Source organism: Flavobacteriales bacterium (assembly GCA_020435415.1).
Lineage (GTDB): Bacteria > Bacteroidota > Bacteroidia > JACJYZ01 > JACJYZ01 > JACJYZ01.
In genome coordinates this window covers 1-633 of sequence record JAGQZQ010000182.1, presented here as the reverse complement: position 1 = coordinate 633, position 633 = coordinate 1, and the positions used below count along the sequence as shown (strand labels likewise).

The 633-nt window shown below is 45.8% G+C and carries 1 protein-coding gene; it reads right to left on the bottom strand.

The features are described from left to right. Nucleotides 1-295: 295 nt before the first annotated feature. The coding region (locus KDD36_15220; protein MCB0397999.1) for a hypothetical protein at nucleotides 296-633 on the bottom strand (338 nt) is incomplete at its 5' end.

The following is a 633-nucleotide window of genomic DNA, read 5'->3' as shown; positions in this document are numbered from 1 at the left end:
TTTGTTCATTTCGTTCTCCTTTCCCAAAAGGTTTTCCATTCAATAGTATGGCGCTTCCAGTACATTCTTCCCGTAGCCATGTTGATATGTAGTCTCTTACTTATCCATCCCCGGATCATACCCTGTCGATGATACCGCATCACTGCAAGTAAAGCAACGATGACGGTCATGTAGATGTAGTTCATGGTGTTTGTTTTTTAGGGTTTTTCATATTGAAATGTTCTGCCACCTCCTTCTGACGTACAAAGGGTTCTTCCTGGGGTGTCACCCCCTTGCAATTGAAATGCTCTGCCACCTAGAGCCCCAGCCACCCATCGTTTGGGTACGGTGTCACCCCCTTGCAATTGAAATGCTCTGCCACCGAATTAGCTATCAACGCGCGTATTTCATTGTGGCTCATCCCATATTCCGTTTCAAAAACTGACCAAATATTTTCAGAAGACACCCACAACTCCCCATTTTTTCTTTCCTCCATAATCACCTCGTCGTCCTTAATCCAAAAAGCTGCCGTATAGGGGTACAATTCAAAATCGTGCTTCCTAATAGCCCCTTCAAGTAGCTGTAATAGCCTTTCTTCCGGCGTTGGTTTCGGGGTCACTTCTTCTCCGATCCTGAACACCCTTCCGTCGATGG